This is a genomic window from Nocardia citri, from assembly GCF_054065835.1.
In genome coordinates this window covers 1-25,548 of the sequence record NZ_JBSUQM010000030.1, presented here as the reverse complement: position 1 = coordinate 25,548, position 25,548 = coordinate 1, and the positions used below count along the sequence as shown (strand labels likewise).

23 protein-coding genes and 1 pseudogene are annotated in these 25,548 nt (G+C 65.9%); 11 read left to right on the top strand and 13 right to left on the bottom strand.

The window, feature by feature from the left end; translation table 11 throughout:
• Positions 1–22 precede the first annotated feature (22 nt).
• The 5 genes from ACW2Q0_RS27465 to ACW2Q0_RS27445 all read right to left on the bottom strand — a co-directional run bounded on the left by ACW2Q0_RS27465 (position 23) and on the right by ACW2Q0_RS27445 (position 5,839).
• Positions 23–784, bottom strand: a complete 762-nt coding sequence (locus tag ACW2Q0_RS27465) for a type 1 glutamine amidotransferase (RefSeq protein WP_457193812.1) — start codon at positions 782–784, stop codon at positions 23–25.
• Positions 784–2,019, bottom strand: coding sequence for a MurT ligase domain-containing protein (locus tag ACW2Q0_RS27460; RefSeq protein WP_457193811.1), 1,236 nt, complete (start codon positions 2,017–2,019; stop codon positions 784–786). Before ACW2Q0_RS27460 ends, ACW2Q0_RS27465 begins: the two co-directional genes overlap by 1 nt.
• A 188-nt stretch (positions 2,020–2,207) precedes the next feature.
• A complete protein-coding gene (locus ACW2Q0_RS27455; RefSeq protein WP_457193810.1) occupies positions 2,208–2,843 on the bottom strand; it encodes a pyridoxamine 5'-phosphate oxidase family protein in 636 nt (211 codons plus the stop codon).
• A 66-nt stretch (positions 2,844–2,909) separates the two neighbouring features.
• Entirely contained in the window at positions 2,910–4,670 is a 1,761-nt protein-coding gene (locus ACW2Q0_RS27450; RefSeq protein ID WP_457193809.1) for a hydroxysqualene dehydroxylase, read from the bottom strand.
• Between the two features lie 200 nt (positions 4,671–4,870).
• Positions 4,871–5,839, bottom strand: a complete 969-nt coding sequence (locus ACW2Q0_RS27445; protein ID WP_457193808.1) for an EamA family transporter — start codon at positions 5,837–5,839, stop codon at positions 4,871–4,873.
• 342 nt (positions 5,840–6,181) lie between these two features.
• On the opposite strand from ACW2Q0_RS27445, the gene ACW2Q0_RS27440 reads away from it, so the two are divergent.
• Positions 6,182–7,078, top strand: coding sequence for a LysR family transcriptional regulator (locus ACW2Q0_RS27440; RefSeq protein WP_457193807.1), 897 nt, complete (start codon positions 6,182–6,184; stop codon positions 7,076–7,078).
• A 171-nt stretch (positions 7,079–7,249) separates the two neighbouring features.
• Here ACW2Q0_RS27440 and ACW2Q0_RS27435 read toward each other — a convergent pair whose 3' ends face one another.
• A complete protein-coding gene (locus ACW2Q0_RS27435) occupies positions 7,250–8,956 on the bottom strand; it encodes a nucleotide-binding protein (RefSeq protein WP_457193806.1) in 1,707 nt (568 codons plus the stop codon).
• Between the two features lie 482 nt (positions 8,957–9,438).
• Positions 9,439–11,232 carry a 2-isopropylmalate synthase gene (gene leuA / locus ACW2Q0_RS27430; protein WP_457193805.1) on the bottom strand — a complete coding sequence of 598 codons (1,794 nt, stop codon included), beginning with the start codon at positions 11,230–11,232 and terminating at the stop codon, positions 9,439–9,441.
• Positions 11,233–11,461: 229 nt separating this feature from the next.
• Here leuA and ACW2Q0_RS27425 point away from each other — a divergent pair, with 229 nt between their 5' ends.
• The 5 genes from ACW2Q0_RS27425 to ACW2Q0_RS27405 all read left to right on the top strand — a co-directional run bounded on the left by ACW2Q0_RS27425 (position 11,462) and on the right by ACW2Q0_RS27405 (position 16,877).
• Positions 11,462–12,229 carry a sulfite exporter TauE/SafE family protein gene (locus tag ACW2Q0_RS27425; protein ID WP_457193804.1) on the top strand — a complete coding sequence of 256 codons (768 nt, stop codon included), beginning with the start codon at positions 11,462–11,464 and terminating at the stop codon, positions 12,227–12,229.
• A gap of 68 nt (positions 12,230–12,297) precedes the next feature.
• Positions 12,298–12,480, top strand: a complete 183-nt coding sequence (locus ACW2Q0_RS27420; protein WP_457193803.1) for a DUF1272 domain-containing protein — start codon at positions 12,298–12,300, stop codon at positions 12,478–12,480.
• Between the two features lie 128 nt (positions 12,481–12,608).
• A complete protein-coding gene (locus tag ACW2Q0_RS27415; protein ID WP_457193802.1) occupies positions 12,609–14,183 on the top strand; it encodes an alpha/beta hydrolase in 1,575 nt (524 codons plus the stop codon).
• 164 nt (positions 14,184–14,347) lie between these two features.
• Complete coding sequence (locus ACW2Q0_RS27410) at positions 14,348–15,970, top strand: GMC oxidoreductase (RefSeq protein ID WP_457193801.1); 1,623 nt, start codon at positions 14,348–14,350, stop codon at positions 15,968–15,970.
• Between the two features lie 58 nt (positions 15,971–16,028).
• Positions 16,029–16,877: an ion transporter gene (locus ACW2Q0_RS27405; RefSeq protein ID WP_457193800.1), complete on the top strand. Its 849-nt coding sequence runs from the start codon at positions 16,029–16,031 to the stop codon at positions 16,875–16,877.
• Here the strand turns inward: ACW2Q0_RS27405 and ACW2Q0_RS27400 are convergent.
• The 4 genes and pseudogenes from ACW2Q0_RS27400 to ACW2Q0_RS27385 all read right to left on the bottom strand — a co-directional run bounded on the left by ACW2Q0_RS27400 (position 16,855) and on the right by ACW2Q0_RS27385 (position 19,680).
• Positions 16,855–18,066 (bottom strand): low temperature requirement protein A, encoded by a 1,212-nt coding sequence (locus tag ACW2Q0_RS27400; protein ID WP_457193799.1) that lies wholly within the window; start codon positions 18,064–18,066, stop codon positions 16,855–16,857. The genes ACW2Q0_RS27405 and ACW2Q0_RS27400 overlap by 23 nt on opposite strands.
• 38 nt (positions 18,067–18,104) lie before the next feature.
• The gene (locus tag ACW2Q0_RS27395) at positions 18,105–18,563 is read right to left on the bottom strand and encodes an SRPBCC family protein (protein WP_457193798.1); all 459 of its coding nucleotides are present in this window, start codon (positions 18,561–18,563) and stop codon (positions 18,105–18,107) included.
• 324 nt (positions 18,564–18,887) lie between these two features.
• Entirely contained in the window at positions 18,888–19,076 is a 189-nt protein-coding gene (locus ACW2Q0_RS27390; RefSeq protein ID WP_457193797.1) for a DUF1918 domain-containing protein, read from the bottom strand.
• A gap of 59 nt (positions 19,077–19,135) precedes the next feature.
• Positions 19,136–19,680 (bottom strand): annotated as a pseudogene (locus ACW2Q0_RS27385) (TetR/AcrR family transcriptional regulator).
• 20 nt (positions 19,681–19,700) lie between these two features.
• Between ACW2Q0_RS27385 and ACW2Q0_RS27380 the strand changes: the two are divergent.
• Complete coding sequence (locus tag ACW2Q0_RS27380; RefSeq protein ID WP_457193796.1) at positions 19,701–19,841, top strand: hypothetical protein; 141 nt, start codon at positions 19,701–19,703, stop codon at positions 19,839–19,841.
• Positions 19,842–19,971: 130 nt separating this feature from the next.
• Here the strand turns inward: ACW2Q0_RS27380 and ACW2Q0_RS27375 are convergent, their stop codons facing one another.
• Entirely contained in the window at positions 19,972–20,379 is a 408-nt protein-coding gene (locus ACW2Q0_RS27375; protein ID WP_457193795.1) for a secondary thiamine-phosphate synthase enzyme YjbQ, read from the bottom strand.
• Positions 20,380–20,610: 231 nt separating this feature from the next.
• Here ACW2Q0_RS27375 and ACW2Q0_RS27370 point away from each other — a divergent pair, with 231 nt between their 5' ends.
• Both ACW2Q0_RS27370 and ACW2Q0_RS27365 read left to right on the top strand, forming a co-directional pair.
• Complete coding sequence (locus ACW2Q0_RS27370; protein WP_457193794.1) at positions 20,611–21,876, top strand: aspartate kinase; 1,266 nt, start codon at positions 20,611–20,613, stop codon at positions 21,874–21,876.
• Positions 21,877–21,954: 78 nt separating this feature from the next.
• Positions 21,955–22,989 carry an aspartate-semialdehyde dehydrogenase gene (locus ACW2Q0_RS27365; RefSeq protein ID WP_457193793.1) on the top strand — a complete coding sequence of 345 codons (1,035 nt, stop codon included), beginning with the start codon at positions 21,955–21,957 and terminating at the stop codon, positions 22,987–22,989.
• A gap of 328 nt (positions 22,990–23,317) precedes the next feature.
• Here the strand turns inward: ACW2Q0_RS27365 and ACW2Q0_RS27360 are convergent, their stop codons facing one another.
• Positions 23,318–24,019 (bottom strand): TetR/AcrR family transcriptional regulator, encoded by a 702-nt coding sequence (locus ACW2Q0_RS27360; protein WP_457193792.1) that lies wholly within the window; start codon positions 24,017–24,019, stop codon positions 23,318–23,320.
• A 92-nt stretch (positions 24,020–24,111) separates the two neighbouring features.
• Here ACW2Q0_RS27360 and ACW2Q0_RS27355 point away from each other — a divergent pair, with 92 nt between their 5' ends.
• Positions 24,112–24,534: a nuclear transport factor 2 family protein gene (locus ACW2Q0_RS27355; RefSeq protein ID WP_457193791.1), complete on the top strand. Its 423-nt coding sequence runs from the start codon at positions 24,112–24,114 to the stop codon at positions 24,532–24,534.
• A 64-nt stretch (positions 24,535–24,598) separates the two neighbouring features.
• Positions 24,599–25,513 (top strand): aminotransferase class IV, encoded by a 915-nt coding sequence (locus ACW2Q0_RS27350; RefSeq protein ID WP_457193790.1) that lies wholly within the window; start codon positions 24,599–24,601, stop codon positions 25,511–25,513.
• The last annotated feature ends 35 nt before the right edge of the window (positions 25,514–25,548 follow it).

The window sequence follows — 25,548 nt, the reverse complement described above, 5'->3', positions numbered from 1 at the left end:
ACGGATCATCCGAATCAGGTGCTCAGGCGCGCAGCCGTTCTCGGCGAAGCTGGTCCACCTCGGGCAGGTGCAGTGGGGGGAGTTCATCCACGCCGAGGACGCGCATGAGCAGCAGATCGGCGAGTTCCGGATTGCGGGCCAGCGCGGGGCCGTGCATGTAGGTGCCGATGGTGGAGCCCTGGACCACGCCCTCGATGCCGTCGCCGACACCATTGCCCACGCCGCGGGTGACGTGCGCCAGCCCGCTGGCATCGCCGCCGAGTTTGGTTCCGCCGCGGTGATTTTCGAAGCCGGTGAGGGCGGCGGTGAGACCCGGGAGCATCGGGGTGGTCGTCACTTCACCGATGGCGCGCTTGGCTTGTGGGGAGGTGGTGACATCGATGAGCCCGACGCCGTCGACGCGCTCACCGGTTGATGTCTCATACCAGTGACCGAGCACCTGGATCGCGGCGCAGATGGCAAGTACCGGAGCGCCTTTCGCGGCGGCCCGCTGCAGTCCCGGATAACGCTGCAGATGCCGGGTCGCCAGGCGCTGCGCCGAATCCTCCGCTCCGCCAAGGGTGTAGATGTCGAGTGACTCGGGAACCGGGTCGGAAAGAGTGATTTCGACGATCTCGGCATCGTAGCCGCGCATGCGCAGTCGCTGTCGTAACACCAGCGCATTGCCACCGTCGCCGTAGGTACCCATCACATCGGGCAGCACCAGGCCGATTCGTACGGTCGATTCGGGCCCGCCCGGCACCCGGCCACCACCCTTGATCGAATCGCTATGCGATGCTGCCATCAGATTCGCTCCTCCAGATCGCGGTTGAGATCGCGGAACGCGGTGTAGTTGGCCAGTACCTCGACCCGGCCCGCCGGACAGGATGCGATGGCGCGCAATGGATCCGGCACCGTGGTGTGCTCGACTCCGGCGTAGGTCAGGCGCACCGCGAGATCGGTGGCGCGCTCACCGGCGGCGACCACCTGGACGCCTTCGAAATGTTCGAACCGCACATCCCACAGCCAGGACAGATCTTCGCCATCGGGCACCTGCCCGTTCACCGCGATCACCAGACCGGCCGAATCAGGCTCGATCATCGACAGCGCCTCCTGCCAGCCCGCGGGATTCTTCGCGAGCAGCAGCCGGGCGGCGTGCTCGCCGACCTGCACCGTCCGATAGCGACCGGCGATCTCGCGCACGGTACCCGCCGCGGTCGTGGCCGCCGCCGGATCCGCGCCGAGTGCGACCGCCGCGGCGACCGCCTGCGCGGCATTGCCTTTATTGGCCCGCCCGGGCAGCGCCAATTTCAGCGGCAGCCGAATACCGTTGGGTCCGACCAATTCCTCGCCGTCCAACCACCAATTCGGTTCGGGCCGTTCGAAATCCGTGCCGGTGCTGCGCCAATGCGCACCCTCCCAGACGATCGGCTCCCCGCTGCGCGGACAGCTGGTCGCATCCATCGACCAACCGCTGCCCGCCGCGACCCACACCACATTCGGATGGTCATAGGCGATGGAGGTGACCAGTACATCGTCGCAGTTGGCGACCACCACGGTCTGCGGATGCCGGGCCAGTCCGGCTCGCAGCTTGCGCTCGATCATATTGATCTCGCCGACCCGGTCCAGCTGGTCGCGGCTGAGATTCAACAGGACCACCACGGACGGATTCAGCGAATCGGTGACATGCGGCAGATGCAGTTCGTCCACCTCGATCGCGGCCAGCGGCGTCCCGCGGTGCGCACTCAGCGCGGCCACGATGCCGGCGTCCATATTCGCGCCGTCGGCCTGCGTGGCGACCTTGCCGAGGGTGCTCAGTGCGGCGGTGGTCATCCGGGTGGTGGTCGACTTACCGTTCGTGCCGGTCACCAGGACCGTGCGCCGTCCGCGGCCCAGCTGATCCATGATCGTCTTATCGATCTGCAGGGCGATCAGCCCGCCGATCATCGACCCCTTGCCGCGGCCCGCCTTCTGCGAGGCCCACGACGCTGCCGCCGCCGCTCGCAGCGCGAGTCGACCGCGCACCGTTATGTCTGCCACGCCGCGAGTCTATGTGTTCTGCTCGGCGGCGCATTCGCTGCGGCCCAGCTCCCCCGCCTCCCCGGAACTTTTGCCGGTCATCGAACACGGGTAGATTCCCGTTCCGGGCCGCCGGGTACGTGATCAACGACTTTTGGGCGTACCCGACGAGTTACCCGTGTGCTGACGAAATCAGTGCTTACGTTTGTCTAATACAGCTTGGCGTTGTAATTTTCCGGCGAGTAGTGGCGCTCCAGCTCCTCGACCGACTCCGTCACATTGGGCTGGACCTCTTTGACGAGCCGGGCCGGACTCGGCAGATTGTCGACCGGCCACTGCTCCGGTTCCCACAGCTGGCTGCGGATGAACGCCTTCGCACAGTGGAAGAAGATCTGCTCGATATCGACCTCGATCGCCAGGATCGGTCGATGACCCTTGACGACCATATCGTCGAAATAGGGTGCATCGCGGACCAAGCGGGCCCGGCCGTTGATGCGCAGCGTCTCGCGGCGGCCCGGAATCATGAACAGCAGCCCGACGTGCGGATTGCTGAGGATATTCAGGTAGCCGTCGGCCCTGCGATTGCCCGGCCGTTCCGGAATGGCGATGGTGGTGTCGTCGAGGACCTGCACGAAGCCGGCCGGATCGCCCTTCGGTGAGGTATCGCAATTGCCATCGGCATCACTGGTGCTCAGGGCAATGAACGGGGTGGCCGCGATCCAATCGCGGTCGCGGGGATGCAGTGCGACGCGCTCCTTCGTAGCGGCTCGCGGCACGACCTCCCCGAGCAACTGCCGCAGCTCGGCCGGGTCGGTGATCGTATTGCTATCGGTGATCTCACCCATAGTTCGATCAAAGCACCGGCACGGCCTCGCGGACGATCGAATTATGTTCCCGCGAGGGGAGATCGATCACAGTCGGACATCGAACAGGTTGGGCTGGCCCGCGGCGTAGCGGTCGGCATCGATGCGGCGCAGCGGCTCCAATTCGGGAGCCCGGTACAGGGTGAACTTGCGGCAGCGTTCGGCATTCGAATCCGAAACGTCGAGAATGGCATTGACCGCGTCGCGCGCGGATTCGTTGGCGCCCTCCATGGTTGCCAGATCGACATTGGTTCGCACGTAATCGCCCGCCAGGAACAGGTTCTCGAGTGCGCCGTGGGTCTGCGGCCGGCACTCCCAGGATCCGGCGGTATTGATCAGCAGCGGATCCGCATTGGCATTGCGCCGCTGGGATTCCTGCCAGCTGATGCCGGGATCGAGGAACCAGGAATGCAGATCGGCATCGCGCAACAGGTCGTCGCGATCGTTGAGATGCGCCTCGAGCTGCGCCCAGACCTCACGCGCGATCTCCTCGCGCGTGCACTCCTTGGCGGGCTTGCCGTAGAGCATGCCGGGGGTGTTCCAATCGGAGATATCGACCGAAAGACAGTCCCGCACCGTACCGTCACCGAATTCGGTGAGTTTGCGCGTCCACAGCTGATTCTGGGTGATCGAGGTGAGCGCCCACGGTGCGTCGATGTAGGCGGTGTGACCGTGCGCAATATCCATCGGCCTGCGCAGATAGAACTGGATGCCGTTCATCCAGTCGACGACGAGCCGATCCATGGCGGCCAGTTCCGGGCGCACCTCGAGCACGTCGGGCGACCACAGGGCACGGGCCTGTTCGGCGGGCAGCGCGACGACGAAATAGTCGGCGTCGATGCCGCGCTGGGCGCCGGTTTCATCGACGATGCGGGCCGAGGCGATCCGCCGGTCGCGCACCTCGAGTCCACGCACCTCGGCCCCGAGCGCGAATTGCACGCCGAGCTCGCGTAGCCGCTGCACCCATGGATCGATCCACACCGAATTGGTCGGCCCGTTCAGCACCCGGTCCAATGAGCCGTCATTGCCGATTTCGAAGGGGTTGCCGAGGAACTGCTCGCCCATGGTGCCGATGGTGCGGACGCTGGCGATATCTTCCTTCGCGGCCACCATGATGCTGGTCAGTGTGCGCGAGAGCAGGGTGCGGAATTCGTGGGAGCGCTGGCGGCCGCCGACGAAGTCGTGCCATGAGGTGTGCTCCCACTGCCCTAACCGGCGGGCGTCGCAGCTGGAGTTGAATACCAGTAGCCGATCGGCGAAGTAGGCGCCCTCGCCGGCGGGCATTTTCAGGGCCGTCGCGATTGCCGCGCCGACGGTCTCACGGAACGCGTCCGGGGTGAAATTCGTGCGGGCCTCGAGGCCGAGGGGAAGTCGGAAATCATCGCCGCCGAGACGGGCGAAACGCACCTCCGGCACGCCGATCAGATTATTCCAGACGCCATTCGGATTGCCCGCGAACGGAATTCGCCGCATGGTGTCCGGAATGTGTTGGTAGAAGCCGGGAAAGAAGCGGAAGCCGTGCTCGCCCGGCAGGTCCGGCCGTCCGGCTGAGCCGCTGCCCGGCACCGGAATGCTGCGCGCCTTGCCCCCGAGCGCACGTCTGTCGAATACGGTGACTTGGAATCCACGCTCGGCCAATTCGTGTGCCGCGGTCAAGCCCGCGACCCCACCGCCGAGTACCGCGACCCGCCTGCCGCCGGAACTGCCCGCGGCAGGCACCGGCCTCGATCCACCGGCCACTACTGCCCCCGCCGCGACGCTGCTGCGAAGCAGTGTTCGTCGCGACACCGTCGATCGCTGATCTACCATGCGCTTCTTTGCTGCCTATAGCGCGTCGAACAAACCGTTCGACGCTACCCTTCCGAGCACCGACAAGTTTCTCGACAATGTTCCAGCCTCCGGACACCCTGTCGCCGCAAACACTGTAAAGCGACTATCGGTGGGGAGCCGACCCACCCCTGACGCCGCCCGCCGGAACCCGGTTTTACCCTGGCGTGTGCCCGGTCGGCTCAGGCGTCCACCATTCGGGGTCGCCTGCCGAAATCTTGCTCCGGCATCGGCGGCAGGGTCGAATCCGGTACTGCCGCTGTCGCATTCGCATCGCGGCGACCCACCTTTGTCGCAGCGAATGCACCCGCGATCACGACGGCGCCACCGAGCAGCGACAGCGGCGTCGGGTCCTCGCCGAAGGCGGCCTGGGCGGCGAGGATGCCGACCACCGGGACCAGCAGGGATATGGGTGCGACAGTGCTGGCCGGGTACCGGCTCATCAGGTAGGTCCACAGGCCCGAGCCCGCGATCGTGCCGAGCGCGACGATATAGGCGAGGCCGAGCAGCGCGTGCCAGCCGCTTGGGGAAGCGACGTCGGTCAATGCGCGCAAACCGGTTGTCGGTCCCTCGACGACTGCGGACAGCGCGAACATCGGGATCGGCGGCACAACCGTCATCCACAGCGTCAGATGCAGCGGGTTGACATCGCCGGACGCCGCGGCCAAGCGCGAGCCGACATTGCCGAAGGCCCAACTCAGACCACCCGCCAGTGTCAGCAGCACCGGCAACAGGGCCGCATGCTGTGCGCGATCGAGTCCGATCACCACAATGCCCGCCACCGCGACCGCAATGCCGAGCAACTGGGTCATCCGCAGCCGCTCCCGCAGGAACAACGCCCCCAGAACCACCGTGAACGGCGCGGACGATTGCAGCACCAATGCGGACAACCCGGTCGGCATACTCGCCCGCATAGCGGTGAACAGAAACGCGAACTGCAGAATCCCGAACCCGATTCCGTACAACAGCAACCACCGCAACGGCACCTGCGGCCTCGGCACGAACATCAGCACCGGCACCGCGATAACCGCGAACCGCAGCGCGGCGAAAAAGAACGGCGGAAAGTGGTTCAGCCCCACCCGAATCGCAATGAAGTTCAGCCCCCACAGCACGACAACGGTAAGCCCGAGCACACGGTCGCGATTGGTCATGCTCTTTATCGTCGGTAGTAAAACTACTAAGCACAATCGAATAATTTTGCACTAATGATGTAGCATCGCTTAATGGTTTCCCGTAGCCATCCCTCGTGGTCTTCCGACGCCCCGCAACCGTTGCCCCAAGCCGGCGAGCCAAGGGGTACCTCGCAGTCGGTCGAAGTATCACCGTCAACCGCGTCGGCGGCCGGGTCGACGGCATCGGCAGGGGTGGCGGAGGCTGCGAGACCGGCGCACACCGATTCGTCCGGTGGCGCGGGGACCTCAGTTCACGCAGCCGTATCACCACCCGCAGGGACGGAGCCGACCGAAGCGGCGGGCGGCCGGGTTGGGCCGCCGATGGCGGTTGAACGGCTGCGGGTGCTGCGGGAGTTCGCGGATCGGGGGACTATCGCGGCTGTGGCCGGGGCGCTTTCGATGACTCCTTCGGCGGTGTCGCAGCAGCTCAAGGTGCTCGCCAAGGAGGCGGGTGTCGCGTTGCTCGAGCCTGACGGGCGGCGGGTTCGGCTCACCGATGCGGGGCAGGCGCTGGTGGTGCGCGCCGATGAGGTACTTGCCGCGATGGACCGGGCGGTGGCCGAGATGGCGCACTATCGCGGGTCTGCACGCGGACGCGTCCGGGTCGCGTTGTTCCCGTCCGGCGCCGCATTGCTGCTGCCGCGGGTGCTGCCCGCGCTGGCCCACAGTGGTGTCGAAGTCGTCGCCCGTGACGAGGACGTGCCGCCGAGTGAAGTACCGCGCCTGCTCGCCGACTACGACATCGTCCTCACTCACCGCGACGAGCGCTCACCCGGCATCGCGGGCCCGCGCGTCAGTACCACGGTCATCATGCGCGAACCCACCGATGTCGTTGTCGCACCGACCCATTCGCTCGCGACCCGCACCGAGGTGACTCCGGCCGAACTCGCCGAGGAGACCTGGCTCAGCGTCCGCGGCGGCTTCCCGGTCGACGACGTGCTGCGCTCCATCGCGACCATGACCGGCGTCCAACCCCGTATTGCCCAGCGCCTCAATGACTTCCGTGTCATCGAAACCCTCGTCGCCGCGAACTACGGCGTGGCACTGATGCCCCGCTGGGCCGTCGCCCACCCGAACCTCGTCGTCCTGCGCCTGTCCGGCGTCCGCGCCGCCCGCCTCTACGAACTGGCCACGCGTCCCCGCGCCGCAACCCGCCCCGCCATAGCCACCGTCCTGCAAGCCTTTCGCACCGCCGCCACCCAAATCACCGCCACATAGCGCACCCGAGCGCCCGATCATTACGGCTAGCTGCGGCACACCCATTCACTATCTCGCAAAGCGAGCAGCACACATTGTGCGAGAGTGCGAGTTCCTATGCGGCAGAGGCAGTCTCGAGGGTGCGGCGGCAGGCTTCGGGCCCGGGCGCGCCCCCGATGACGCAACCGGATGCTAGTGGTGCCTCGGCGGACCGGGGCGGTACTGCTGGGATCCGATGTAGCCGAAATCGTCGGCGACCATGGCGGCCAGTTCCAGGAGGGCGCGGCGGGTTGGCTTGCTCACCAGTTCCAGGTCGATTTCCGCGCCTTCGGCGAGGTGGTCGTCGAAGGGCACCACCTGGACCGCGCGGGTGCGGTCGAGGAACAGTTTGCGTAGCTGGTCCAGGTCAACGGTGGAGGCACCGCGGCGAGATGCGTTGACCACTACCACGGTTCGCTCGACCAGCTTGCCGTAGCCGTGGTGGTCCAGCCAGTCCAGGGTGGCCGAGGCGCTGCGGGCGCCGTCGATGGCCGGCGAGGTCACCAGCACCAGTGAGCTGGCCATATCGAGTACACCGGCCATGGCCGAATGCATCAGACCGGTACCGCAGTCGGTGAGGATGATGTTGTAGAACGACTGCAGGATACCGATGGCCTGGCGGTAATCGGCCTCGCTGAAGGCCTCGGAAACCGCCGGATCCTGTTCACTGGCAAGCACTTCCAGTCGGCTCGGTGCCTGGGAGGTATGCGCCCGCACATCGGAGTACCTGGTGATGTGCTGATCCTCGAGCAGATTGCGCACGGTGGAGCGGGTCTGCCGCGGCACGCGGTGCCCCAGGGTCCCGAGGTCGGGATTGGCGTCGATCGCGATGACCCGGTCACCACGCAGCGAGGAGAACGTCGAGCCGAGCCCGACCGTGGTCGTGGTCTTGCCGACGCCACCCTTGAGCGAGAGGATCGCGATCCGATAGTCCCCGCGCACCGGCTGATTCACCCGATCGATGAGATCGCGGTAGACCACATCCGCCGCGGACTCACCCGGATTGATCATGCCGCCGGACGCCTTGTGCACCGCGCGCCGCCAGCCACCGCGCGGGGCCTTGCGGGCACGCTTGAGCAGGTTCAGGTCATTGACCGAATGCCCCGGCTGGCCGGGCTGTGGCACATGCTGCGGCTGGAACGGCTGCTGCGGATTCGGCGGTCCGCCTTGCCAACCCGGCGGCGGCCCCTGCTCGGTGTACGGCATCGGACCAGGGCCTGGCCCCTGCTCGGCATACGGCAGCTGTCCGGTGGGCGGTTGTTGGCCCATGGGCGGTTGCCCCATCGGGGGCTGTTGCCCCGTGGGCGGCTGTTGATACATCGGTGGCTGCTGCACCGGCGGTGGCGGTGGCGGCGCCCAACTATAGATCGGCCCGCTCTGCGGCTCGGCCTGGCTTTCCATCGGGACCCGTCGAACCAGCCCATCGGGGCCGATCTCTTGCCGGTACTCGGCATAGGACGGGTCGGGCTGTACCGGATGACTACCGCTGTGACCGGGATTCGGCTGATACGGCTGCGCGAATTGACCGGTGCTGTACGGCCCCGACGCACCGGGCGGCGCGAAAACCTCGGCCGCCGCGTACTGTTGCGGCGGCACCCCGGCCTGTGGGTAGATGGTGGTCTGATCCGTCGGACCGGCCGGATATCCGGTGAACCGCTCTGCGGGGTCATCGGGCTGTTCGGCCTGGTCGGTGGGCTCGGCGGTGCCCTGCTCACCATCCGGGTGCTCGGATCCCGCATCGGCGGACGCGGATTCGGCCGCTTCATCCGGCGCCGAGGAGTCGGTGGTGACCTCGGCCGTATCCACCGCATGACTCTGCAGCCAGGGCGGAGAAGTCGGATTGTGGTCGTTAGTTGTCACAGTTCCCCCATCTGCTCGGAATTCGAGCAGAGAGCTCGGCGCTTGAATGCGAATCAACGCTAGCACGGGGTACTCGGCCGCGCGTCGTGGTATACGCGGCCGCCACGGCGAGTGCTGCACCGCGACCAGCCGCAACTCGAAAACGCTGTCCAACAGCGAGTTCGAGAATCAGACGCCCCGGTCGGCGACAAGTCGTCATCTGTTGGGCATCGTGCGTTCACCGTACTTCGCGGTCTCAGCCGAGGTGCCGGATCACTCGGACCGACCCGAACGACCTCGGCCCCAATGGATCCGGCTCACATATCCCGCTCAACGAACGTGAAGGAGTCCGGCTCGAGGGGCCCGGTCCGAACGAGCGCGATCCAATGAGCCTGGCCCGAACGAACCCAGCCCGAGGCGCCCGGCCCGAACGGGTCCGGCCGCAGGGAACCGGACCCGACGAGTCCGGCCCCAACGACATCCCGGCCGTGTCGAACTCGGCCTCAGTGCGCCCGGTTGACCGCCGACACCACGGCCCGCAGCGACGCCGTCGTAATCGACGTGGCGATGCCGACACCCCACACCACCTTGTCCCCGATCGCGCACTCCACATACGCCGCGGCCTGCGCGTCGTCACCCGCGGACATCGCATGCTCGGAGTAATCCAGCACCCGCACATCGAATCCGACCGCCGCGATCGCGTCGACGAATGCGGCGAGCGGCCCATTGCCCGCGCCGGTGATCTCCTGCTCGACGCCGTCGACCTTCACCACCGCCGTGATCGCGTCCACGCCGCCGTCGGTCTCCGAGGCCGTTACCTTCTGCCGCATCCGCTCCAGCGGCCGGATCGGGCTCAGGTACTCCTCGGCGAAGACATCCCACATCTCCTTCGGCGAAACCTCGCCGCCTTCACCGTCGGTGATCTTCTGGATCGCCTGGGAGAACTCGATCTGCAGCCGCCGCGGCAGCACCAGCCCGTGATCGGTCTTCATGATGTAGGCGACGCCGCCCTTACCGGACTGCGAGTTGACCCGGATGACCGCCTCGTAGGTGCGGCCCACATCCTTTGGGTCGATCGGCAGATACGGGACCTCCCACACGATGTCGTCGACATCGGAATCGGCCGCGTCGGCCGCTGCCTTCATCGCGTCCAGCCCCTTGTTGATCGCGTCCTGGTGCGAACCGGAGAACGCGGTGTAGACCAGATCGCCGCCGTAGGGGTGGCGTTCGTGCACGGGCAGTTGGTTGCAGTATTCGACGGTGCGGCGGATCTCGTCGATATCGGAGAAGTTGATCTGCGGATCGACCCCGCGAGAGAACAGATTCATCCCCAGCGTCACCAGGCAGACATTGCCGGTGCGCTCACCGTTGCCGAACAGGCAGCCCTCGATGCGATCGGCGCCGGCCTGGTAGCCCAGTTCAGCGGCGGCCACCGCGGTGCCCCGGTCGTTGTGCGGATGCAGCGACAGCACGATCGAATCGCGGCGGGCCAGATTGCGGCTCATCCACTCGATCGAGTCGGCGTACACATTCGGGGTCGCCATCTCGACGGTCGCGGGCAGGTTGATGATCATCGGCTTGTCGGGGGTGGGCGCGATGATCTCGGTGACCGCGTCGCACACCTCCTTGGCGTAGGACAGTTCGGTGCCGGTGTAGGACTCCGGGCTGTACTCGTAGCGCCAGTTGGTGTCCGGGTACTTCTGCCCGATTTCCAGGCACAGCTTCGCGGCATCGGTCGCGATCTTCTGCACTGCCGCCTGGTCCGCGCGGAAAACCACACGCCGCTGCAGAACCGAGGTCGAGTTGTAGAAGTGGACGATCACATTGGCGGCACCGGCACATGCCTCGAAGGTGCGCTCGATCAGTTCGGCGCGACACTGGGTCAGCACCTGGATGGTGACGTCCTCGGGGATGGCCCCGTCCTCGATGATCTCGCGGACGAAGTCGAAATCGGTCTGGCTGGCCGACGGGAAGCCGACCTCGATCTCCTTGTAACCCATCCGCACCAGCAGATCGAACATGCGGCGCTTGCGGGCCGGGCTCATCGGGTCTATCAGGGCTTGGTTGCCGTCGCGCAGGTCGACGGCGCACCACCCGGGGGCGCGGTCGATGATTCTGTCCGGCCAGGTGCGGTCGGGCAGCGTGATCGGCTCGACCTCCTCGGCGAAGGGCCGGTAGCGGAAGGTCGGCATGGAGGAGTTCTTCTGCCGGTTCCAGGCGGCCTGGTCGGCCGGGGCCGGCTTGCTCGGGGGCGTGATAGTGCGCGAGCTGGATACGAAGGCGTCAGCAGGGGACATGCGATTTCTCCAGGTGTCGTGAATCCCAGTTATCGGGTCGACCGGCACGGCAGAACCCCGCGACGGGAGGCCAGTCCGATCAGACCCCGCCGCGGCGGCCGAGAAGAAGTGCCCGCTGCATGATGTCGGCGAGCTTACCGTGCCGTGCCGCACCTTCGAAAGCCCGGTCCCCATCGTCGGGTCATCCGACCTGACGATTAGCGTTCCGACCGGGCTGGAGGTACTTCATATGACTTGGCTGGAGCAACTGGCGGTCTTCGGCGCGGGCATCGCGGCGGGCGGCATCAACACCATTGTGGGATCGGGCACCCTGATCACCTTCCCAGTATTGCTCGCCTTCGGGATTGCGCCGGTCACGGCGAATGTGTCGAACACCATCGGCCTGGTCCCCGGCGGTGTCAGCGGTGCCTACGGCTACCGGCGCGAACTCGGGGGACAGCGGGCCAGGTTGGTCCGCCTCGGCTCCGCATCCCTGCTCGGCGGCATCACCGGTGCGATCCTGCTGCTCGTCCTGCCCGCCGCGGCCTTCAAGGCAATCGTGCCGGTACTGATCATCGCGGCGCTGATCCTGGTCGTGGTTCAACCGCGGTTGGCGCGCTGGGTGAAACGGCGTCGCGCGGCCGATACCGGTCCGGCACCCGAACACGGCGGTCCGATCCTGTACGTCGCGATATTTCTCTGCGGCATCTACGGCGGCTATTTCGGCGCGGCCCAGGGGGTGTTGTTGATCGGATTGCTCGGGGTGTTCGTGCATGAGGACATCCAGCGGCTCAATGGGGTCAAAAATGTGCTCGGCCTGCTGGTTAACGCGGTTTCCGCGATGGTGTTCACGCTGATCGCCGATGTGGACTGGCGCGTTGCCGCGCTGATCGCCGTCGGTTCGATCATCGGCGGCGTGCTCGGCGCGAAGCTGGGCAGGCGGATGCCGCCCACCGTATTGCGCGCGGTAATCGTCGTGGTGGGCAGTATCGCCGTCGTCCGGCTGCTGATGTCGTAGTCGGGTCGGATGCGTCGGCGCAATAGTCTGTGTGACCGGCAGTTGTCGTGGACCGGCGAAGGAGGAGCATGGCGCTCGAGATGCGGACCGTATGCGAGCGCGGCGATGCGGCCCTCGCACTCGACGGCATCGCGTATATCTGCGGCTACGAACGCACCTTCTGCGCACCGTGCGCGACGACGATTGATGCGGTCTGCCCGAACCGCGGCGGTGAGCTGACACCTCGTCCGCGGCGGACCAGACCGGTCTAGTGCGGGTCTCGGGAGCGCGTCGAGTGGATCCTCTACCGCACGGCGCTGGGCGATCAGGGTTGTGGCGGAGCGGGTTTGGTCCCAAAGGAGGACGACGAGGGCCGGGTCCGCAACGCAGGATGATCGGTATGCGCGGGTGGAAGATCGTCGGGTTGGCACTGATTGTCCTGGTGCCGTCATTGGTCGCGTGCGCCCGGCAGAGCCAGGCGGTATCGCAGATCGCCGAACTCGTCGCGCAAGCTGATGCGGCGCCGACCCCGACGCTCGATTGGGTGCGGTGCACCGAACCGGAGTTGAGCAACTATCAGTGCGCGACGGCTGCGGTCCCGATCGACTACGCGCGGCCGAACGGTGCGACGCTGTCGCTGGCCGTCCTCAAACAGCCCGCCACCGATAGTGACCGTCGCATCGGCACCCTGTTCACCGTGGTCGGCGGGCCGGGCGGTTCGGGATTGCAGTGGGCCGGTCATGGCGAGCTGTTCTCCGGCGAGCTGGCCCGCCGATTCGATGTGATCACCTTCGATCAGCGTGGCATCGGCCGCAGCGGGCAGCTGCGCTGCTTCCCGAATGCCGAAGAGCAGCACCGGTTCTGGTCTGGATTCTTATTCCCGCCGACCAATGCCGAACAGGAGGGCATCGCCGCGCGCAACGCCCGCGAGCTGGCTGCCGCCTGCGCGACGAACAGTCCGGAGCTCCTGGCGCATCTCACCACCGTCGATGCCGCCCGCGACCTGGATCTGCTGCGTCGCGCGGTCGGTGAGGCGACGATGACCTACCAGGGCGGGTCTTATGCGAGTTATCTGGGCGAGGTCTACGGCGCGCTGTTCGGCGACCGGGTCCGGGCGCTGCAACTCGGTTCGATGATCGACCCGGATGCCTACACCAACGACACGCGCGGCCAGGTCGCGGACTCCGCGGCGGGCACCGAGGAGGTGCTCACGGAATTCCTGCGGCTGTGTGCCGAAGCGGGACAGCCACGCTGCGCGTTCGCGGGCCCGGCCAAGACCGACGCCGCTGCGCTGCGCACCCGCGACGATGCCGTGCTCGAGCGGCTGCGTCAGGGCCCGATCGAGGTGGGACAGGGGGAGCGCGTGCGAACGGTGACCCTGACCGAGGTGCTGCCCGCCCACGCCACCATGCTCTACGACCCGAAGCAAGGCTGGCCCGCGCTGGCCGAGCTGCTCACCGAACTCGAGCGCGGTCCGGCGGGCAATCCTGATGCCGTACAACAGATTCTGGCCGCGGGCGGTTTCACTGAAAGCTTCCTCGAGGCCTTCACCGCGATCAGCTGCGCGGACAACAACTTCGGTCGCGAACCCGAGCAATGGCCAACGCTGGCAACCGAACTCGCGGATACCGCCCCGCATTATGGCGCCATGTGGCTGTATCTGCGCCAGGCCTGTGGGGCCTGGACGGCATCCACCAGGGGGTATCCGCAGCGCATTACCGGTCCGTGGATTCTGCGCTCGGATAAGCCGGCCCTGCTGTTCAACAACCGATTCGATCCAATCACCCCGCTGACGGCTGCTCGTCGGGCCCAGCAGGAAATGGTCAACGCCAGACTGGTGGTGATCGAGAACGGCTATGGCCATTCGGTGGTAAGCGACTGCGCGACTCGTCTCCAGGAGCACTATCTCGTCGACCTGCAACTTCCCGCCCCTGGTGCGACCTGTAAGCCGGATGGGGCCCCTTTCGCGGACTGAACAGGCTGCGCGTTCTTCCGGCTTCGGGGTGCTCGGGCATGCTCGACAACCACTGTCGCCGACTGTGCATCCGCTGGTCGACCAAGATCATTGCCAGCACTGTTCAGCACGGCCGAATCCCGGTAGTCTGCGCTCGGCCATGCGTGTAGAGGGAGGTGGCCCGGGTGCAGAGACGTGCCTTTTTCAAGGCATCCGGTGTGGCCGCGATGTTGGGTGTCGCGGGTATTGCGGTGAGTGCCGGACCATCCAGTGCCGCAGATCCCCTGTGGGACAACCTCTTCCGCATGTGGGTACCGGAAATCTTTGCGCCACTTCCCGATCCGCCGGATCATTCGCCCGCGATCGTCATCGGCTCCGGTTTCGGCGCCTCGGTCACCGCGCTGCGCCTGGCCGAGGCCGGCATCGCCAATATCGTGCTGGAGCGCGGTTCGCGTTGGCCCAACGATCCGTGGCGGGAGATCTTCACCGGTGACGATCTGCCCGACGGCCGCGGGTTCTGGCATCGCACCACCTTCACCGGCGTCACCAAGGTGCCGATGCATTTCGCCAGCTTCGGCGGGGTGCTCGATTGCACCCAGTACCCGGGCATCGACGTGTGGCGAGCGGCCGCGGTCGGTGGCGGCTCGATCATCTTCTCCGGTGCGATGGTCGCGCCCGAGCGCCGCTTCTTCGACCACGTCTTCGGCGGCATCGTCGATTACAGCGAAATGGAGCGCGTCTATTACCCGCGCGTGCGGGAGATGTTGCGGCTCAGCCCTATTCCGGCGGATCTGTACGCCGCCGCGCCGTTCACGCATTCCCGGGCCTGGGACGAGCAGGTGTGCCGAGCGGGCTATGAGCCGGTCGCCAATGACTCGATCTTCAACTGGGATGTGCTGCGCGGCGAAATCGCGGGCACCACAAGGCCGTCCGCGACGGTGGCGCGCAGTAATCTCGGCAACTCCAACGGCGCGAAGTTCGATCTCAACCAGAACTACCTGCGGTATGCCCAGGACACCGGCAAGTCCACCGTCTATCCGGGGCACCGCGTCGATGCCATCGCACAGGAATCCGGCGGCCGCTATTCGGTGTCCGTGACAAAACTCGCGCCTACCGGCGAGGTGATCCGCACCCGCACTCTCACCTGTGACCGCCTGTTCCTCGGCGCGGGTTCGGTCGGCACCTCGGAGTTGCTGGTGCGGGCCCAGGCGACCGGCGCACTGCCGAATCTCAATGAGCACATCGGCGATGGCTGGGGCACCAATGGTGATGTGGTGCTGGCTCGTGGTGCCAGCCAGGTGGCCGGTCTCGGTCAGGGCGTGCCGAGCGCGAGCCGGATCCTCGACGAATCCGCGGTGCCGCTCACACTCGAAAATTGGTACATCCCAGGCATTCCGTTCGAGACCGGCGCGCTCGCCTCATTGGGAATGGTGCTCGATCCGGCCCGCGCACGCTTCGGCTACGACCGCGTCCGCGATGCGGTCGGGCTGTCCTGGTCGAGCGAGAATCGTGACGATATCGTGGCGGCCGCCCGCGCGGTCGATCACCGGATCGCCGAACGCTCCAATGCCCTCGTCGAATACGGTGCACTCGGCTACGACGCGAACGCATTGTTCACCGCGCATCCGCTGGGCGGTGCGGTGCTCGGCCGGGCCACCGACGGCAATGGTCGCGTGTACGGCCATCCGGGCCTCTACGTGATGGACGGTGCGGGCATTCCGGGCAGCACCGGCACGGTCAACCCCTCGCTCACCATCACCGCACTGGCCGAACGCAATGTCGAGGCGATCATCCGCGCTGGGAACTAACCCCGGCCGAACGCGTATTACCCTCGGCGGGACCGTTCGGCGTCGAAGGGATCCTCAGGTGGCAACTCCAACCAGGCCGACCACACCCGGTCTCGACGACGGGCCGAAGCTGGATTTTCCGCGCAAACCGCCTGCGCTGTGGTCGGACCTGGTGATGCTTGCGCTCGCCATCGTCGCGGTCGTGCTGGTCACCTGGGTCAGCTTCTTCCATGTGTCCGCGCACACCTACCGCGTGATCGTGCTGCTCGATTATTCGGTCTGCGCGATATTCGCCGCCGAATTCCTCTGGCGCTGGCGTCGTGCGGGCTGGCCGTGGACGTTCCCGCTCATCTATTGGTACGAAGTGCTCGGCATGATTCCGGTGACCAGCCCGTTCTTCCGTGGGTTCCGGTTACTGCGCATCGTGGTGATCGCCGTGCGCGTCGGCCGGGTCGCCGATCGGGCACTCGGCGAACGGGTGACCGCCGCGGTGGTGAACCGGTTCGTGACGACCATCGTCGATGTCATCAAGCGCCCCATGACCATCGCCATCCTGGACGAGGTCGCGCAGGTGCTGCGCGCGGGGCACTACACCCGCAATATCGCGGCGGCGCTGGAGGAGAACCGCGCCGAAATGGACGAGATGATCCTCGAACTCATCAAGAACGATCCGCAGGCCGGACGGGTCCGCTACATCCCGTTTCACGATGAGATCATCCGGCTTATCGCCGACACCACATTTCGGATCGTCTTCCAGGTGCTCGCGGATCCGCGCACCGACGAGCTGGTCTCGGACATGATCCGCGAGAACGTGGATCAGATCCGGGACGCGGTACACGCCGGGGTGCGCGTCGAGCCGTCCAACCTTGGGCCGACGCCGCACGAACAGACCGTGCACTACCACCTCAGCCGTGTGCCGCGTGCCTGATCTCGTCGCGCGGCTGCGCGTAACGCATTGTCTCCCAGATGATCAGCAGCATCAGTACACCGCACAGTAGGGCGAGTGCGGCCAGCGCGGGTAGCGCACAGGCCGCCGGAATCAGCGTAAGCAGCACCGCGGCGGCCACCAGTCGCGGCACCGTGATGCTTCGAGTCGCGTAGTGCTTGAACCCGACCAGGGCGATCAGATACAGCACCACACCGCCGTACAGCGCGAACAGCGGTATCCCGGACAGCGCGTCCGTCAGCTTGTGTGCCGATTCGTCGCCGACGTAGTAGAGCACCTTCTTCAGTCCGAGCGAGAGTCCGATGATCCCGGCGATCATCGGGAAATGCCAGAAGGTGTAGGAGTTGCGGGCGATCTTGATCTGTTGCTCGCCGACGGCCTGCCGTAACTCGTGCTCCACCGACAGCGCCGCCACATCGAAATACGCCCACCACAGCAGGCCCGAAACCGCGAGCCCGAGTAGCGATCCGACCGCGATCGGCCACGAAATGGGGAGTCCGGCAACGCCGATGCCGATCGAGACGATCGATTCACCTAGCGCCACAATAATGATCAGCCCATAGCGTTCGGAGAAATGGCTGGCCGAATTCAACCGCCAGTCCTCACCCGCCAGCAGGGTCCACCCCATATCGCCGACGATCGCGGCGATCCACAGCACGAACTGCGCCGTCCCGGAGGTCATCGCGGCGATCACGAGCAGTGTGGTGCCAATGGTGATGGAACCCAGACTCCAGCGCAGCACCTGGTTGCGCAGCTGCGAATCCTCGGCGCTGGCCAATAAGAACATGCCCAGGTGCACGAGGCGCACGATCAGATACGCGATCGCGAAGACCAGCGGGCCGAACCAGCCGCCGGGCAGATCCTGGAAAGCCTCCGGAATGGTAAGTGCCGCAAGGAAACCGCCGCCCATCGCGATGAACATGCCGACGCGCGCGATGCCCTCGTCCGCGCGCACGACATTGCCGAGCCAGGAGTAGGCGATCCACAGCCACCACATGACTGCGAGTACCAGCAGCGCGCGCAGCATGTTCTTGGCGCTGGTGTCGTGTGCGACCAGGCCGGTAACCATCGTGAACGCGAATACGAGCACCAGGTCGAAGAACAACTCGAGCTGAGTTACCGACGCATCGTCGGCCGTTGGCAGCAGCCGTGCCCGTTTGGAACCGATCATGATTCACATAGTGGCATCCGAATGCGACAGGTGCGGTTCTAGACGGCCTGATAATTCTCGTTCTCGGTGAAGCCCTCGGCGAACTCGATGAAGTTCTGCACGACGACTTCGTTCGAGCGCCGGATGGTCCGGCTCACCAGCATGCCTGGAATGGGAATCGGGATGTAGAGCTCGACGTGGTACCAGACATCGGTGCCCTCCTCGCCCTCGGTCACCTCGAACCAGCCGCTACCCTTCACCCCGCGGGTGCTGTCGGTGACCTCCCAGGAGGAGCGGTTCTCGGTCCATTTGTACTCCAGGACCTGTAGATCCGAACTCCCCAGCTGTTGCGCTTTGACGAACACCCGGCGCGGTCGCAGATCGTCGTCGCGGCTGGCGACCCTGGCGTCGCTGTAGGAGGTGGACCACTCCGGGAGCATCTCGACAGCGGCCAGTGCATCCATTACCTGCTCGGGATCGACGTCGACGACGAAACGGATATCGGTCTTTGTACGCATTCCATACCTCCGCGCCCGCCCAACTACACCGGCAAATTGTGCCCAGCGGCACAATCGCAAGTCAACCGAGCGGGCGCTGCCCTGAGCCACATCGGCTGCTGCATATCTCGGGGGGATCACGGTCGATTATCTACGCCGAGAACGAGTTACGGCTCGATATTCTCGACGAAAAGCGATATCGACCGGTCCAGTGGCCTTGCCCTCGAAGAGGGCGGGGCGGGGCGTAAGGGTTCCGTGAAATGCAACACGTTGCCGAACCCGGCGTGAGTTCGGCTGCGCAGGGGGTAGCGGGCCCGCAGCCAGCGGGCCCTGGGCTACCTCGGCTCAGTGGGGCGTTGGTTCGATGATCGCGTCCGGGCCCGGGTAGACGAGCGATTCGTGCCCGTCATCGAATCGCACCACATACGGCGGTGCGCCCTGGGGTCCGCGGACTTCGACGATTTCGCCGTGGCGATCACCCTGTCCAACCACGTGGCCGTGCACGAGGAGCCGGTCTCCGACATTCGCCATCATCGCCCCATTATCGACTGACGGTGACATGTGTCACAAGGGTTCCCGTACGACGCGGCGTGTCACTCGAGGCCGACGAGCCGATCGACCGCGGCCTCGATCAGTTCCCGGCTCTGTGTTTCGGTGAAGATTCCCGGCAGCGTCAGCCGGTCCACGATCAGCCAATTCAGCGCCAGATACAGCAGGATCACCGAATTTTCGTCGCCGGGCAGTTGTGCTTCGACATGGTTGCGCACATTGAAGTCGAGATCCGCCCGCACGGCCGCGGTCATCACCGCGCGTAACTCCGGTCGGCGCGTCGCCTCCAGACGTAGTTCGAGCATGGCCAGGTAGCCGGTGCGGAACGCCTCGATGCGACCGACCGTCTCCCGCATCAGCTCGGTGATATGCGCCCGCGTCTTCGGGCCCGTCGCCAGGTCGGCCATGGTCGCCTCGCTCGGCGCCAAACGTTCGTAGAATCGCCCGCCCGCCTGGGTCAGCAGATCGTCGCGGTTGGTGAAGTAGTTCGACGCCGTACCTGCGGGAACTCCGGCCTCCCTGTCCACCGCGCGGAAGGTGAGCCCACGCGCCCCTCCTTCGCCAATACCTCGATCGCCGCGTCGAGCAGCGCTTGTCGAAATCGACGAGATGATCGTCAAGAGCTATCCGGTCGTCGCGGGCGGCGGCATATCCGCTTTCTCGGGTGCGTTCAACCCGACCCTGTTCACCCTGACCGAGCGCCGAGAGTTCGGCAACGGCGCCCAGGTGACCTGGTTCTCCCGGGTCTGATGATCCAGCGGCACGAAAGAGGTGGTCATATGCGAAACTCGCCCGCTTCGCGCCGAGCCTTCGCCTCGACCAACCGCGCAGACATGACATGCGCGCTCGACGACGCGCAGAACTCGTTCGCTCGTCCCGACTAACCGGGCAGCAATGACAGGCGCACTTGCCGATCCGGATTGTCGATATTGAGATCGACCAGCGCGATCGACTGCCAGGTACCCAAGGTCAGCGCGCCGCCGATGACCGGGACAGTGGCGTAGGGCGGGATCAATGCGGGCATCACGTGAGATCGGCCGTGCCCGCGTGAGCCGTGTGCATGCCGCCATCGATCATCGGCGGGCAGCAGATCGCGCAGTGCCGCGAGCAGATCGTCATCGCTGCGCGCCCCGAGTTCCATGATCGCGATCCCGGCCGTGGCATGCGGCACGAAGATATGCAGCAGTCCGTCCTGTCCCGCGTCCCGCGCGAACGACGCGCACTGCGGGGTGATGTCGTACACGACTTCGGATCGTCCCGTGGTCACCTCGATCACCGTGCTGTTCATGGGCTACATCGTCCTCTCACTCGGTCTCCGCTGCCCGCAGCAGCGCCGGGTCATCCGCGCCGACGTCTCGTGCAAGATCGACTACGGCGGGAATCCGTTTCGGCCGAGCACGATTCGCGCACGGCCCCGTTGATACTCGTTGGCCGAGGAGGTAGGAACAGCTCCGTCGGACCTCGGCCGGTACGCTGGGGTGCTGTTAGCAGCTGATTGTCGATCTTGGAGGACCCTGTCGTGGCTCTCGTTGTTCAGAAGTACGGAGGATCCTCGGTAGCGACCGCCGAGCGCATCCGGCGCGTCGCTGAACGGATCGTCGAGACGAAGAAGCAGGGCCACGATGTGGTGGTCGTCTGCTCGGCCATGGGCGATACCACCGACGAGCTACTCGACTTGGCGCAGCAGGTTGCGCCGGCGCCGCCGGCTCGGGAAATGGACATGCTGCTCACCTCGGGTGAGCGCATTTCCAATGCGCTGGTCGCCATGGCCATCCATTCGCTCGGCGCCGAGGCTCGTTCGTTCACCGGCTCGCAGGCGGGTGTGATCACCACCGGATCGCACGGTAACGCCAAGATCATCGACGTCACCCCGGGCCGGGTGCGTGCCGCGCTGGACGACGGTCTGGTTGTGCTGGTCGCCGGTTTCCAGGGCGTCAGCCAGGACAGCCGTGACGTCACCACGCTCGGTCGCGGCGGCTCCGATACCACCGCGGTCGCACTGGCCGCGGCGCTGGGGGCCGACGTCTGCGAGATCTACACCGACGTGGACGGCGTTTTCACCGCTGACCCGCGGATCGTGCCCGACGCGCAGCAGCTCGAACAGGTCTCCTATGAGGAGATGCTCGAGCTCGCGGCCTGCGGCGCGAAGGTACTCATGCTGCGCTGCGTGGAATACGCGCGACGCTACAACGTTCCGGTGCATGTGCGCTCGTCGTATACCGACAAGCACGGCACCTACGTCTCTGGATCGATGGAGGACATCCCCTTGGAGCAAGCAATCCTCACGGGCGTCGCGCACGACCGCAGCGAGGCCAAGGTGACCGTGGTCGGCCTGCCGGACGAACCTGGCTACGCCGCCAAGGTTTTCCGCGCGATCGCCGACGCCGAGATCAATATCGATATGGTCCTGCAGAACATTTCCAAGGTCGAAACCGGTAAGACCGATATCACCTTCACCCTGCCCAAGACCGAGGGCGCGCGTGCGGTGGAGATGCTGACCAAGCGTCAGGGCGAGATCGGCTTCTCGCAGGTGCTCTACGACGACCATATCGGCAAGGTCTCCCTGGTCGGCGCGGGTATGAAGAGCCATCCGGGTGTCACCGCGACCTTCTGCGAGGCGCTGGCGCATGCGGGCGTGAATATCGATCTCATCTCCACCTCCGAGATCCGGATCTCGGTGCTGGTCAAGGACACCGAACTGGACGAGGCCGTGCAGGTGCTGCACAAGGCCTTCGATCTGGGCGGCGACGAGGTCGCCGTCGTCCACGCGGGAACAGGACGCTGACGTGGCCGGGGCAAGCGCGCAGGCGGCAGCGCCGTGTAACCACGCAGCGCTCCCGGTCGAGTCGAAAGGGGCACAGCCATGGGTGTACGGGTAGGAGTCGTCGGCGCGACCGGGCAGGTCGGCGCCGTCATGCGAAAACTGCTGGAAGAGCGCGACTTTCCGGCCGACGAGGTGCGTTTCTTCGCCTCGGCCCGCTCGGCGGGTAAGACCCTGCCGTGGCGCGGCCGCGAAATCGTGGTCGAGGACACCGAGACCGCCGATCCCACCGGCCTGGATATCGCGCTGTTCTCCGCGGGCGCGACCATGTCCCGGGTGCAGGCCCCGCGTTTCGCGGCGGCCGGTGTCACGGTGATCGATAACTCGTCGGCCTGGCGTAAGGATCCCGAGGTCCCACTGGTCGTCAGCGAGGTGAATCCGGAACAGACCCGCAATCTGGTCAAAGGCATCATCGCCAATCCGAACTGCACGACCATGGCCGCGATGCCGGTGCTCAAGCCGCTGCACGATGTGGCCGGTCTGCAGCGCCTGGTCATTTCGAGCTACCAGGCGGTCTCCGGCAGCGGCTTGGCCGGTGTCGAGGAGTTGGTCTCGCAGGTGCGCGCCGTGGTCGACGATGCCGAAAAGCTGGTGCACGACGGCGGTGCGGTGCGGTTCCCGGCCCCGAACAAGTACGTCGCGCCGATCGCCTTCGATGTGATCCCGCTCGCCGGTTCGCTGGTCGACGACGGTTCCTTCGAAACCGACGAAGATCAGAAGCTGCGCAACGAGAGCCGCAAGATTCTCGGCCTGCCCGACCTGCTGGTCAGCGGCACCTGCGTGCGCGTCCCGGTCTTCACCGGCCACTCGCTGTCGGTGAATGCCGAATTCGCCGAGCCGATTTCGGTCGAGCGCGCCAAGGAAATCCTCGCCAAGGCGCCCGGCGTCCAGCTCACCGACGTGCCGACCCCCTTGGCTGCGGCGGGCAACGACGACTCCCTGGTCGGCCGCATCCGCCAGGATCCGGGCGTTCCGGAAGGTCGTGGCCTGGCACTGTTCATCTCCGGCGACAACCTCCGAAAAGGTGCCGCCCTCAACACCATTCAAATCGCCGAAGTCCTGTTGGCGCAGCGCTGACAGGTGAATTGCACGGGCCGTTCCGATCGTGAGATCCGAACGGCCCGTTCGCTTGCCGGTCATCCGATATCCGAACCCTGACCGGCCGGACCGAAGCTGCTGGGGTACTGGTCGAGTATCACGAGGCCCGAGCGTGCCGCACGACTACGCGCTCATACCCACTTCTGAAGGATTCGTCGGACGGGGAGGCGAATCCGGCGGCACAGCGGGCGAGATCGTGCCCGGTAGCCGGATACATCGCCACCAGTACCCCTCGCCTGCGCGATCGAGCGGCGCAGCTCCGGAAAAGACCGTGGTGATGGGCGATTCGGCAGGCGCACTGCCGCGCTCAGCGGGCGCGCAGTCCGTCGAACACGATCGCGAAGGTGCGGCGGCGTTGGTCGGCGGTGGTGTTGGTGCTATTGGCTGCCAGGAAGGTGCCCTTCACGACGCGCATCAGGTCGTCGATATCGATATCGCGGCGCACGGCACCGGATTGTTGTGCGCGGGTGAGTAATTGGGCGATGGCGGCCCGCAGATCGTGGGCGGGTTTGAGATATTCGGGGGTGTCGGCGCCGATGGCTTCGGCCAGGTCGCGTTTGACGGTGCCCTCGGCGGCCATGCGGTCGAGGAAGTCGAAAAAGGCTTTGTCTGGTTCGGGGGCGGCGGCCAGTTCGCGGGCGTAGGCGATCATACGCTCGACGCGGTCCACGATTGCCGCTTCGAACAGGGCTTCCTTGGTGGGGAAGTGGCGGTAGACGGTGCCCGCGCCGACGCCCGCGCGGCGCGCTATCTCGTCGAGCGGTACCGAAATGCCCTCGGCGGCGAAGGCCTCCTGGGCGGCGGCGAGCACACGGTCGCGGTTGCGGCGTGCGTCGGCGCGCAGCGGGCGTGGTTCCGCGCGATCGGTCAACGGCTGTACCTGGCCGGCGGTCGACTCCGCCGCGGCCGGTGGTGCTGTGTTTTCGCTTGTTTCGGTCAACGACCGCGCCTCGCTGGCGCTCGGCACCGCTGCGACCGTCGGTGCTGTGTCTTCGGTTCCCTCGGTCACGGGCTGAGTTTACTGGAGGCATTGACAAGCGGGGCGGCCGTTCCGGATCATAAGCGGGGTTAACGTTCCGCTTATCTGAAGTAGGTGCATGCATGGTGGAAAATTCGCTGGAAAGTCCTCGTGAGCTGGTTGAACGCATGTTCCGAGAGCTGCCCGCTCGCGATGCCGACGCATTCGTCGAACTGCTCGCGCCGGATGCGGTATTCGAGATCCCCTTCGTCATACCCGGGATGCCGACCCGGTTGGTCGGGCGCGAGGAGATCCGGGCGCATCTCGCGCAGCGCTGGTCCGGTGCCGGCACGGCCATCGAGGTGCACGGGATCTATCCACAGGTGTACGAAACAGCCGATCCCGAAGTGGTCTTTGTGGAGAACGAGGTGGATATGACGGTGCCCGGCGCCGAGCGGACCCGAGTTCGCACCTCCGTCAATGTCATTCGGGTCCGTGACGGCAAGGTCACGCTGTTCCGCGACTACATGGATACGGCGCGCTTCGCCAGGGTCGTGGCGAACTGACCGGCGGTCCGGGCGGTCCGAAATACCCTCGCCCCGCCCGGGTTCCGACTGCTAGCCTGCGCCGATGGCGAATCCTTATCCACAGGTGTATTTCGGGGACCAGATCATTGACGCGCGGGCGGCGTCGGTTGGTGTCGCATCCTCGGCGGTGTTGTACGGGCTCAGCGTGTACACCGTGTTCCCGGTGCATGTGGATGGCTCGGCTCGCACCGCATTCCGGCTCGACGACCATTTCCGGCGACTCGAGGAATCCTGCAAGATCATCGGCATCGACCGGTTCGCCGCCGAGTGGGACTTCGCGCGCTTCCGAACGGCGATCATCGATCTGATCTCGGCCAACGCGCCGACCGAGGACGTATTCGTCCGCGCGACTGTGCATGTCGTCGAATCGATTCCGGGCACCCGGGTCCGCGGCTGCGCGATTGCGGTCAGCATCTTCGTCTACGACGCGGTCCCGATCGTGCCCCAGGACGGCATGCGCCTGAAATCCAGCCCGTGGCGGCGCATTCCTGATAATGCGATTCCCTCGCGCGCGAAAGTCAATGGCGCGTACGTCAATTCGGTGCTTGCCAAACAGGATGCCATCGACAGCGGCTACGACGACTGCATCTTCCTCGACGGCAACGGCCACGTCTGCGAGCTCAGCGCCGCCAATATCTTCCTCGTCCGCAACGGTACCCTGATCACCCCGGATGTGTCCTGCGACATCCTCGACGGCATCAACCGCCGCACCATACTCACCCTCGCCGCCGAAGATGGGATCCCGATCGTCGAACGCACCATCGACCTCACCGAGCTCTACATAGCCGACGAAGTCTTCGTCACCGGCACCTCCTCCGGCACCTCTCCGGTCACCGAAGTAGACGGCCGCCTCATCGCCGCCGGCCACCCCGGCCCCCTAACCCAAACGCTCCGCAAACGCCACACCGCCGCCCTCCGCACCGACACCCACCACAACTGGCTCACCCCTCTGACCTGACCCTTCCCACAGTTCCACGTTGTCGTGCACGATCG

Excerpts from the sequence above, each read along its gene's own strand:
- ACW2Q0_RS27445 (WP_457193808.1), bottom strand. The coding sequence starts at position 5,839 with ATGACCAATCGCGACCGTGTGCTCGGGCTTACCGTTGTCGTGCTGTGG.
- ACW2Q0_RS27380 (WP_457193796.1), top strand. The coding sequence starts at position 19,701 with ATGATCGTCAAGAGCTATCCGGTCGTCGCGGGCGGCGGCATATCCGCT.
- leuA (WP_457193805.1), bottom strand. The coding sequence starts at position 11,232 with ATGTCCCCTGCTGACGCCTTCGTATCCAGCTCGCGCACTATCACGCCC.
- ACW2Q0_RS27390 (WP_457193797.1), bottom strand. The coding sequence starts at position 19,076 with ATGATGGCGAATGTCGGAGACCGGCTCCTCGTGCACGGCCACGTGGTT.
- ACW2Q0_RS27365 (WP_457193793.1), top strand. The coding sequence starts at position 21,955 with ATGGGTGTACGGGTAGGAGTCGTCGGCGCGACCGGGCAGGTCGGCGCC.
- ACW2Q0_RS27355 (WP_457193791.1), top strand. The coding sequence starts at position 24,112 with ATGGTGGAAAATTCGCTGGAAAGTCCTCGTGAGCTGGTTGAACGCATG.
- ACW2Q0_RS27375 (WP_457193795.1), bottom strand. The coding sequence starts at position 20,379 with ATGAACAGCACGGTGATCGAGGTGACCACGGGACGATCCGAAGTCGTG.
- ACW2Q0_RS27400 (WP_457193799.1), bottom strand. The coding sequence starts at position 18,066 with ATGATCGGTTCCAAACGGGCACGGCTGCTGCCAACGGCCGACGATGCG.
- ACW2Q0_RS27415 (WP_457193802.1), top strand. The coding sequence starts at position 12,609 with ATGCGCGGGTGGAAGATCGTCGGGTTGGCACTGATTGTCCTGGTGCCG.
- ACW2Q0_RS27455 (WP_457193810.1), bottom strand. The coding sequence starts at position 2,843 with ATGGGTGAGATCACCGATAGCAATACGATCACCGACCCGGCCGAGCTG.
- ACW2Q0_RS27425 (WP_457193804.1), top strand. The coding sequence starts at position 11,462 with ATGACTTGGCTGGAGCAACTGGCGGTCTTCGGCGCGGGCATCGCGGCG.
- ACW2Q0_RS27395 (WP_457193798.1), bottom strand. The coding sequence starts at position 18,563 with ATGCGTACAAAGACCGATATCCGTTTCGTCGTCGACGTCGATCCCGAG.
- ACW2Q0_RS27465 (WP_457193812.1), bottom strand. The coding sequence starts at position 784 with ATGGCAGCATCGCATAGCGATTCGATCAAGGGTGGTGGCCGGGTGCCG.
- ACW2Q0_RS27450 (WP_457193809.1), bottom strand. The coding sequence starts at position 4,670 with ATGGTAGATCAGCGATCGACGGTGTCGCGACGAACACTGCTTCGCAGC.
- ACW2Q0_RS27350 (WP_457193790.1), top strand. The coding sequence starts at position 24,599 with ATGGCGAATCCTTATCCACAGGTGTATTTCGGGGACCAGATCATTGAC.
- ACW2Q0_RS27440 (WP_457193807.1), top strand. The coding sequence starts at position 6,182 with ATGGCGGTTGAACGGCTGCGGGTGCTGCGGGAGTTCGCGGATCGGGGG.
- ACW2Q0_RS27420 (WP_457193803.1), top strand. The coding sequence starts at position 12,298 with ATGGCGCTCGAGATGCGGACCGTATGCGAGCGCGGCGATGCGGCCCTC.